This is a genomic window from Roseateles sp., from assembly GCF_036404855.1.
Classification (GTDB): domain Bacteria; phylum Pseudomonadota; class Gammaproteobacteria; order Burkholderiales; family Burkholderiaceae_C; genus Pelomonas.
In genome coordinates this window covers 21,068-30,237 of sequence record NZ_DASWYS010000016.1, presented here as the reverse complement: position 1 = coordinate 30,237, position 9,170 = coordinate 21,068, and the positions used below count along the sequence as shown (strand labels likewise).

Sequence of the window (9,170 nt, the reverse complement as noted above, 5' to 3'; positions counted from 1 at the left end):
GCATGCGCGAGTGCAGCCACGTCCGCCAGCACCTGCTCGGCGCCGTGGCAGAGCTCGGCATAGGTCACGGCCGCCAAGTCCAGTGGCGCCTGAAAAGCATGGCCGCATTCGGCACAGGAGAGATCGAACGCGAGGCTGGCCAGCGGTTCGATGTCGTCGATGGCCGCGGCCACGGCCTCCCGCACCGTCGGGCCGAGTTCGTGCACGCGCAGTGTGCGACCGGCTGTGTCCGCTTGCAGCACGCAGCGTTCGAACAGCGACTGGGCCGCGGCCTCGGTGTTGCCAACAGCTTCCAGTGCAAGGAGGTCGTCGGCATTCGGCAGGCGAAATCGCACCTGCAGATCGCCCAGCTTGACCTCATGTTCGGCTGCGCTGGACCGGGGAGGGGACGTTGCGGCAAGCGCCGTCGTGTCGAGCGTGAACTCCAGCTCGGCGGCGCACTGCGGGCATGCCGCGTGCAGCGGCAGCGCCGTGCCGCAAAGGTGCGCGTGCAGGTGCAGCAGTGCGCGATTGGCCATGCCCAGCGTGGCCGAATCTGGCGCGCCGCCGGCTTGAGCGAGCAGTTGCGTGCGCCGTGCCCTGGGCAGCGGCAGCGCGGCTTCCCACAGTTGCAGCAGCGCGGTGTCGTTCATGGGCCCGTGCCTTCAATGGCTCAGCTCGGCTCCACGAAGCTGGGCTCGGCGGGTTCGGCCACCTCATAGTCGCGCTCCCAACCCTCGTTTTCCAGCTTCAGGGTCTGGATGGCGACCGCGTTGGCGTTGGCATCGGCATCGGGGAAGGCCTGGTACTCGCTGACCCAGCAGCGGTAGAGCTTGTAGGCCAGCACCACCTGGCCGGCCTCGTTCATGACTTCGAGGATCACGTCCTTCCTGAAGTCTTTCAGCGAAACCTCGGCGCCCAGGCCGGAGCCGTAGTTCCACACCTTGTTGGCCCATTTCTCGAACTCGGTGTCGTGGGTGACACCGCGTTCCAGCGTCACGGCCTCGTATTTCGTGCGGCCGGGGCTCTTGCGGCTGGTGCTGGGATCGCCGCCGACGCGGTGCTCCACCACCTCGGTGCTGCGCTTCAAGGCGGAAACCTTGCTCACGCCAGCAACGTAGCGGCCATCCCACTTCACGCGGAACTTGAAGTTCTTGTACGGGTCGAAGCGGGTGGCGTTGACGCTGAACTGGGCCATATGCGTTCTCCTTCCGTTCGGTAGGGCCTCATGCCAACTGGCCGGCCATCTGCTGCAGCCTGACCACCACGAACTCGGCGGGCTTGAGCGGGGCGAAGCCGACCAGGATGTTCACGATGCCCAGGTTGATGTCGGCCTGGGTGGTGGTTTCCCTGTCGCACTTGACGAAGTAGGCCTCTCGCGGCGACGTGCCCTGGAACGCACCCTGACGGAACAGCTGCTGCATGAAGGCGCCGACGTTCATGCGGATCTGGGCCCACAGCGGTTCGTCGTTCGGCTCAAACACCACCCACTGCGTGCCGCGGTACAGGCTTTCCTCCAGGAACAGCGCGGTGCGCCGCACCGGCAGATACTTCCATTCCGACGCCAGGGTGTCGGCGCCGCGAAGTGTGCGTGAGCCCCACACGATGGGCCCTGTGTTGGGAAAGCTGCGGATGCAGTTGACGCCCAGCGGGTTGATGAAGCCGTTCTCAGGGTCGGTGAGCGGCACCTCGGGGGCGAGCACGCCGTTCAGTGTCGCCTCGATCCCCGCCGCTGCTTTCCACACGCCGCGCTGGGCGTCCGTGCGCGCCATCACGCCGGCCACTGCCCCCGCTGGTGCGTAGGCTTCGGCGCGGTTCTCTCGCAGCGGGTTGGCGCTGCGCACGCGTGGGAAGAACAAGGCCGCATTGGCGCTGCGTGCCACCACGCCGGTGATGTTGGTGGGGGTGACGTCGTCCACCGCGTCCCACCCGCTGTTGTTGAAGGGAGGGTCCACCAGCAGCATGGCGCGGCGCTCGGTGCAGTAGGCGACCGCCGCGCTCCACACGGTGTTGTTCACATCGGTGTCCTCGGCGAACGGTGGCACGACCAGCAGGTTGAACAGGTCGGCTTTCTCCAGCGCGAACAAGCCCTGTTTCAGGTTGCGCAAGTTGGGGCCGCTGCTGATCTGGGTGGCACCCACGGCGTTGCCGTCGGTGCCGCCGGTGAGCGCCGTGCTGTTGGCGGGGTCGAACGGGTCGGGCGTGGCCGGCGTGAGCGCGGCGTTGGCAGTGGGGCGTGCGGCATAGCTGGCAGCGCCACGCAGCAGGCGGCTCTGGTCGAGCAACACCTGGCTCACGAAGCGCGGATGGCCGGCGGTGATGGAGACGTTGAGGTAGGTTTCGGTCGTGCCGGTGCCCAGGTCACGCACTCGCAGGTTGAACATCGAGTTCGGTGCGTTGGCGGCCACGATGTCGGCTTCCACGTCGAAATCCACGCGCACGCGCAGCTGGCTGCCCCAGGCGCCAGGGTTGGCGGCGCTGAAGATCGCGGCGGCGGGCGCGGCGGGCATCTGCGCCGTGGCGGCGGCGTTGTGCACGCGAACGATCAGCGCGTCGGTGCCGCCGTTGGCGAAGTAGTGCATCACCGAAAACGACAGCGGGCAGTTGTTGGCCAGACCGCCGAAGCTGCGTTCGAAATCGGCAAAGCTGCTGATGCGCACGGGGCTCTTCACGTCGCTGTCGATCGGGCCGCGCAAGGTCCGCCCGACAAACGCGGTGATGGATGTGGCCACGCCGCTGATCGAGCGGACACCACTGGGAACCTCTTCGATGTACACACCGGGGAAGGACAAGGCCACTGGCATGGTTCACTCCTCGACGCGGCGCCCTCATTGCGCCGCAGTGGGCCGGCCACGCAGCCGGCGAGATGAGTTAGGGGTCAAGGTTGACCCGCCGTGCACGTCGCTCGCATCGAGCACCGTGCCATCGGCCAGCCATGCCTGACACCGCTGCGCGTGGCCGCCGGCGGGAAAAGGCCGACGCCACAAACGCGTAACGCTTCCAAGACAGTCCAGCAGTTCCCGCACGGCGCATCCGCTTTCCGACTTGAGGTGCCGGATTGCACGTAGATGGACGGTGCGTCAACCCGGCGTATCTTGCATCCGTAAGATTGGGAATGCATGGCCACTTTGGGCTGTTGTTAGGGGGGCGTCCCGTCGCGCCGCCTCGAAGTTCCTGTCGTGTGCCGCTGTTGCCCCAGCCCCGCCACGACGCCGGTCCGGGCGTTGGCGGGATCCTGGCCGCTTTACCCCGTGGCGCGGACTTTCGGGTTGAGGCAGGTCAGCAAGGTCAGGAATTGGAACGGCTGCCTCAGCCGGGTGACGGCGCTGAGGACTTCACGGTGCGCGCCTTTGTCGGGTACGCGCGACCTCTTGTTCGCCATCTGGCGTTGCCGGGTCTAGGATGGTGCGGCTCCCGCAGTTTCAGATGACCATGACCGCCGCTAACGAGACGACCAAAGTGCAAATCCCCGGCCTGCTTCACAAGCTGGGCAAGATGACCTCCATTCGCGACACGGCCTTGCTAGAGCAGAGCCTTCTCAAGACGTTGTGCCCCATGCTCGGCGTGCTGGATTCCTCCCTGTACCGTGTCGATGACCTCGCGATGTCCACGCGCGTGCTGCACCACCACCTGTCGCGCGTCATCGAGCCCGATGGCGTGTCGCGTCTCGTGGAGCGCACCGAGGAGATCTTCAACTCCAGCAGCATCGCGGGCGACGTCCGGCAGTTGTTGGACAACGTGCGACTGTTGTCCAGGCCCTGCACTCGCCGGCGGGGTCAGAGCGAGGATCTGCTGATCGCCTATCCACTGTTCGGCGGCCGCGAAATCTGCGGCTACTTCGTCTTCAGTCGTGACCGCGAGGTGACGCTGACGGAGGACGCCATCATCAAGGGCGTCCTGGAGGTGTTTTCGAACTACTACGACCTGCTCGACATCAGCCAGCGTGACCGGTTGACGGGACTGCTCAATCGCCAGGCACTGGAGAGCAGCTTCGAGCGCATCTGGACCATCCTGTCGCGCTCGGCCGATGCCGTCGGCACGGCGGACGCCCGCCGTGCGCCGGCAACGGCGCATGCCCATTGGATGGCCGTCATTGACGTCGATCACTTCAAGAGCATCAACGACGACTTCGGCCATGTCGTCGGCGACGAGGTGCTGTTGCTGGTCTCGCGAGTGATGGCGGCTGAATTGCGCAGTTCCGACTTGTTGTTCCGCTATGGCGGCGAGGAGTTCGTTGCGCTGTTCTCGGCCTCCACGCGCGAGGATGCGGCGGCCATCCTGGAACGGCTGCGCGAGGCCGTCGAGCAGCACGGCTTCCCGCAGGTGGGCCGGGTGACGGTCAGCATCGGCTTCAGCATGGCCGACCCCAGCGACCTGCCTCAACAGGTGCTGAGCTGGGCCGATCGCGCCCTCTATCACGCCAAGCGAACGGGCCGCAACCGAGTGTGCGACTATCAGGCCCTCGTGCAGGCTGGTGAGATGGCGGCTGATAGCTATGGCGGCTCCGAGCTGTTCTGAACGCGGCCCCAGGTAAACCCGTCCGCGCCACCACCGATCGCCTGCCTAGAATTTGCTGCACTGCACAGGAGATTTCCCGCATGGCGACCGCCCGCAAGAAGCCGGCATCCACGACCGAACAGCCCGCTGCCGATGCACCCGCCAAGCCCGGGCTGCGCATCCTCAAGAAGTACCCCAACCGCCGCCTGTACGACACGCAGACGAGCAGCTACATCACGCTGGCCGACGTGAAGCGCATGGTGCTGGAGGGGGTCGACTTCGAGGTGCACGACGCCAAGACCCAGGAAGACCTGACGCGCTCCATCCTGCTGCAGATCATCCTTGAGGAGGAGACCGGGGGCGTGCCGATGTTCTCGACGGCCTCTCTGGCGCAGATCATTCGCTTCTATGGCCATGCAATGCAGGGCGTCATGGGCGGGCTGCTGGAGCGCCAGATGCAGGCTTTCGCTGACATGCAGCAACGCTTCACGGAACAGACGCCGGGCAGCCCCTTCACGCCGGACGCCTGGACTGGCTTGATGGGCGGCTACGCCGAGCAATCCAAGACGCTGATGAACCAGTGGCAGGAACAGCTCAAGCAGGCGGGCTCGATGTTCCCGTTCGGCACCAAGAAGTAGGCCCGGGCGCATCGCCGCAATAGGCGATGAATGAATCGGGCATCTCCGTTTCCGAGACCGGCTGGCTTGGCCTGGCCCGACCGTCATCGTCATACAGAAGGCACTGCCTGCGGGGATTTGCCGCGTGTCCACGGGAGATCAGCCAACGGCTCATCTCGTGAGGGATCACTCACAGCGATAGCTGGGCCGGGCGCGAGCGACCGCTTCGGCATGTTTCGACCGGTTGGACATCCGTGGCGGAGTGCGAGCGCACGGGAGTGTCGATGTCATGCTGACCGCCGGGCGAGCAATGGTCTACCGAGCCAAGTGGTCGGGCTCAGTTGCCCGCGACTGCGAGATGTTCAAGATCCTGTCGCTGACCAGCCAAGCGGACGACGAGTACGTGACCGGCGCGCTCGAAGTACCAGAGTGAAAGCGGAAGGCCGTTCAAGCGCCAGGCGCGCAGTCCGTCGATGTTGAGTTCCTGGCCGATGGTCGGCGAGTCCATCCCGGGCTGATGGTCGAATGCATGCAGCGCCTTCTGCATGGACTCGACCAGATTGTTCGCGACTCGCGCCCCCGGGTTCCTGGCGGTAGGAGAGCACTTCGTCGCGGCGGTCTTGCTTGACTGCGGCGTCAGAAGTACGGGCTTTAAGGATCTCGGCGGTCAGCAATGACGTGAAGCTCAGCCCAATCGCCGCCCGTGTCTGCCGTTGCCTGGCCGCTGGCCAGGCTGTCCTCGAGTTGGCAAAGCGCCTGAGACGTTTCTGCGATCCCGGCTTGTGAGCTACAGGAATCCGTGGACCTCGCCGTGTCCTTGGCGCCGATAGCACCGGTCTTCGGTCGGCGCGCGAACGCCAGCTACCCCAGACAGGACGGACGAGCAGGTGCCCACGATCCGTGGCAGTCCACCCTGCAAGTTCGCTCGGTGGGTCAGCGGCATTGCTTGTCCGAAAGCTGGTCAGCACCTTGGGTGAAATCGGCTCCATCGTAGAATAATGCCCCGCTCATCAGCCCGGTCTCTCGGCAAAATCCAAATGGAAACAACGACTTACGACATCGCCGAGAATGCCAAGGTGCCCAAGATTGGCTTCGTTTCACTGGGTTGCCCAAAGGCCCTGACCGATTCAGAGTTGATCCTGACCCAGCTTCGGGCTGAAGGCTACGAGACCTCCAAGACCTTCGCGGGCGCTGACCTGGTGATCGTCAACACCTGCGGCTTCATTGACGATGCCGTCAAGGAAAGCCTGGACACCATAGGCGAGGCGCTGGCCGAGAACGGCAAGGTCATCGTGACCGGCTGTCTCGGCGCCAAGGCCGGCCATGCCAGCAGCGACGCCGGCAGCCTGGTGCGCGAGATCCACCCCAGCGTGCTGGCCGTCACCGGCCCGCATGCCACGCAGGAGGTCATGGACGCGGTGCACACCCACGTGCCCAAGCCGCACGACCCCTTCGTCGACCTTGTTCCCAGCTACGGCATCAAGCTGACCCCCAAGCACTACGCCTACCTGAAGATCAGCGAAGGCTGCAACCACCGCTGCTCGTTCTGCATCATCCCCAGCATGCGCGGTGACCTGGTCTCGCGTCCGATCGGCGACGTCTTGAACGAGGCGAGGGCGCTGTTCGAGAGTGGCGTCAAGGAACTGCTGGTGATCAGCCAGGACACGTCAGCCTACGGCGTGGACGTGAAGTACCGCATGGGCTTCTGGGACGGCAAGCCCGTCAAGACCAAGATGCTGGACCTCGTCGCCCGGCTCGGCGAGATCGCCAAGCCCTACGGTGCCTGGGTGCGCCTGCACTATGTCTACCCTTATCCGCACGTGGACGAGGTGCTGCCGCTGATGGCCGAAGGCCTGGTGCTGCCTTATCTGGACGTGCCCTTCCAGCACTCGCATCCCGACGTGCTCAAGCGCATGAAGCGCCCGGCCAACGGCGAGAAGAACATGGAGCGGATCCTGCGCTGGCGCGAAAGCTGTCCGGAGCTGGTGATTCGCTCGACCTTCATCGCCGGCTTCCCCGGTGAAACCGAGGCGGAGTTCCAGCATCTGCTGGACTTCATGACCGAGGCCCGAATCGACCGTGCCGGCTGCTTCGCCTACTCGCCGGTGGAAGGCGCCAGCGCCAACGACATCGCCGGCGCCTTGCCCGACGAGGTGCGAGAGGAGCGTCGTGCGCGCTTCATGGCTGTGGCCGAAACGGTGTCGGCCGCCAAGCTGCAGGCCCGCGTGGGCCAGACGCTGCAGGTGCTGGTCGATGCCGCGCCGGCCCTGGGACGCAAGGGCGGGGTGGGGCGCTCCTATGCGGACGCGCCAGAGATCGACGGCACCGTGAAGATCCTGCCGCCCGAGAAAGCCAGCAAGACGATGAAGGTGGGCGACTTCGTGCGCGCCCGTGTCGTCGCGGCGGACGGCCACGATCTGGTGGCTTCGCTGGTATGACGCGCGGTCCGTCGACAACGCTGGTCCACCACCCCTACCGCGCCCCCGAAGGCTGGGATGCGGTGCCGGTGCCGGTGGCCAAGGCGTCAACGGTGCTGTTCAAGAACACCGCCGACCTGCACAAGCCGCGGCCCCGCGACGGGCTGAGCTACCGCTACGGCCTGCACGGCACGCCCACCAGCTACACGCTGGCCGCGCGCCTGGCGACGCTGGAGCAGGCCGAGCACTGTCTCCTGGTGCCCAGCGGCCTGGCGGCGGTGACGTTGCCTTCGCTGGCCATCCTGCGCCCGGGTGACGAGGTGCTGGTCCCGGACAACGTCTACGGCCAGAACCGCTACCTGACCGAGTCCTGGCTGCCGCAGTGGGGCGTGACGCATCGCTTCTACGACCCGTTGACGGTGCCGGAACTGCGGGAGAACACCAGGCTAGTCTGGCTTGAGGCCGCGGGTTCGATCACGCTGGAGTTTCCCGACCTGCTGGGTACGCTCGCAGCCTGCCGCGCTCGCGGCATCACGACGGCGCTGGACAACACCTGGGGCGCAGGCCTTGCGTTCAATGGCTTCGAGCCGGCGCCCGGGACGCATCCGGGCCTGGGCGCCGACATCGTCATGCAGGCGCTGACCAAGTACCCCAGCGGCGGGGCCGACGTCCTGATGGGCTCGGTCTGCACGCGCGACCGCAGGCTGCACGACCGCCTCAATCACGCTCACGAACACCTGGGCTACGGGCTGGGCCAGAACGACGTGGAACTGGTGCTGCGCGGCCTGCCCACCATGCCCTTGCGCTACGCGTCCCAGGATCGCGTCACGCGCCAGCTCGCAAGCTGGATGGCCGGCCGGCCCGAGGTCGCACGCGTGTTCCATCCGGCGCTGCCGGGTTCGCCGGGGCACGAGAACTGGCTGGCGGTCGGCGGTGCGGGCGCGGCCTGCCTGTTCTCGGCCGTTTTCCAGCCCCGCTACAGCCCGGCGCAGGTGGATGCCTTCGTCGACGCGCTTCAGCTCTTCGGCATCGGTTACTCCTGGGCCGGTCCGATGAGCCTGGCCGTGCCCTACGACATGAGCCGCAGCCGCGACCTGCCGCTGCCCTTCGACGGTGGCACCCTCGTGCGTTTCGCGATCGGCCTCGAAGACGTCGCCGACCTCGGGGCCGATCTCGAGCAGGCGCTGGGCGTGCTGGCCGAGGTCACTTGAACGAGATCTCCTGGAAGACCTTGTCGCCGACGATCTCGCGCACCTCGGTGCGCTTGACCATCATCTGAACCTGCTTCTCCTCGGTGCCGACGGTCTTCAGCGCTATCGCGTCGAACTTGTCGCTCAGGCCATCGAAGGCGGCCCAGTTCTTGTATTCGACCATCAGCATCAGGTCCCAGTCGCCCTGGCCCATCGAGGAGCCTGACAGCATCTTCTCGGACACGATGAGCCCCTGCTTCTTGGCCTCAGCCATCAGCTGCTTGCGGGCTGAGGCGAGGTCGCGCATGTAGACGTCGAACATGCCCGGCTTGACCTTGATGAAGGACACCGACCAGACCGTGCCCTCTTTGTAGGGCTTGTCCTGGGCGATGGCTGGCAGGGCTGCAGCGAGCAGCAGGGTGGTGGCAAGCAGGATGTGGCGGAAGCGCATGGCGGCCCCTGTGCTGCCT

The 9,170-nt window shown here is 66.0% G+C and carries 9 protein-coding genes; 4 read left to right on the top strand and 5 right to left on the bottom strand.

Features of this window, described 5'->3' with window-relative positions:
• The 3 genes from VGF12_RS01185 to VGF12_RS01175 form a co-directional block, all read right to left on the bottom strand.
• Positions 1-632 (bottom strand): hypothetical protein (locus VGF12_RS01185; protein WP_331174219.1); only part of this gene is annotated, 632 nt, incomplete at its 3' end.
• Positions 633-652: 20 nt separating this feature from the next.
• Entirely contained in the window at positions 653-1,177 is a 525-nt protein-coding gene (locus VGF12_RS01180) for a phage tail protein (RefSeq protein WP_331174218.1), read from the bottom strand.
• A gap of 28 nt (positions 1,178-1,205) precedes the next feature.
• Entirely contained in the window at positions 1,206-2,783 is a 1,578-nt protein-coding gene (locus VGF12_RS01175) for a phage tail sheath family protein (protein WP_331174217.1), read from the bottom strand.
• Positions 2,784-3,411: 628 nt separating this feature from the next.
• Between VGF12_RS01175 and VGF12_RS01170 the strand changes: the two genes are divergently transcribed.
• Both VGF12_RS01170 and phaR read left to right on the top strand, forming a co-directional pair.
• A complete protein-coding gene (locus tag VGF12_RS01170; RefSeq protein WP_331174216.1) occupies positions 3,412-4,497 on the top strand; it encodes a GGDEF domain-containing protein in 1,086 nt (361 codons plus the stop codon).
• An 80-nt stretch (positions 4,498-4,577) separates the two neighbouring features.
• A complete protein-coding gene (gene phaR / locus VGF12_RS01165; RefSeq protein ID WP_331174215.1) occupies positions 4,578-5,114 on the top strand; it encodes a polyhydroxyalkanoate synthesis repressor PhaR in 537 nt (178 codons plus the stop codon).
• 316 nt (positions 5,115-5,430) lie between these two features.
• Here phaR and VGF12_RS01160 read toward each other — a convergent pair whose 3' ends face one another.
• The gene (locus VGF12_RS01160; protein WP_331174214.1) at positions 5,431-5,640 is read right to left on the bottom strand and encodes a type II toxin-antitoxin system RelE/ParE family toxin; all 210 of its coding nucleotides are present in this window, start codon (positions 5,638-5,640) and stop codon (positions 5,431-5,433) included.
• Between the two features lie 490 nt (positions 5,641-6,130).
• Between VGF12_RS01160 and rimO the strand changes: the two genes are divergently transcribed.
• Both rimO and VGF12_RS01150 read left to right on the top strand, forming a co-directional pair.
• Positions 6,131-7,531, top strand: coding sequence for a 30S ribosomal protein S12 methylthiotransferase RimO (gene rimO / locus VGF12_RS01155; protein ID WP_331174213.1), 1,401 nt, complete (start codon positions 6,131-6,133; stop codon positions 7,529-7,531).
• Positions 7,528-8,721, top strand: a complete 1,194-nt coding sequence (locus VGF12_RS01150) for a PLP-dependent transferase (RefSeq protein WP_331174212.1) — start codon at positions 7,528-7,530, stop codon at positions 8,719-8,721. Before rimO ends, VGF12_RS01150 begins: the two co-directional genes overlap by 4 nt.
• Here the strand turns inward: VGF12_RS01150 and VGF12_RS01145 are convergent.
• Positions 8,714-9,151 carry a hypothetical protein gene (locus VGF12_RS01145; RefSeq protein WP_331174211.1) on the bottom strand — a complete coding sequence of 146 codons (438 nt, stop codon included), beginning with the start codon at positions 9,149-9,151 and terminating at the stop codon, positions 8,714-8,716. The genes VGF12_RS01150 and VGF12_RS01145 overlap by 8 nt on opposite strands.
• Positions 9,152-9,170: the final 19 nt, after the last annotated feature.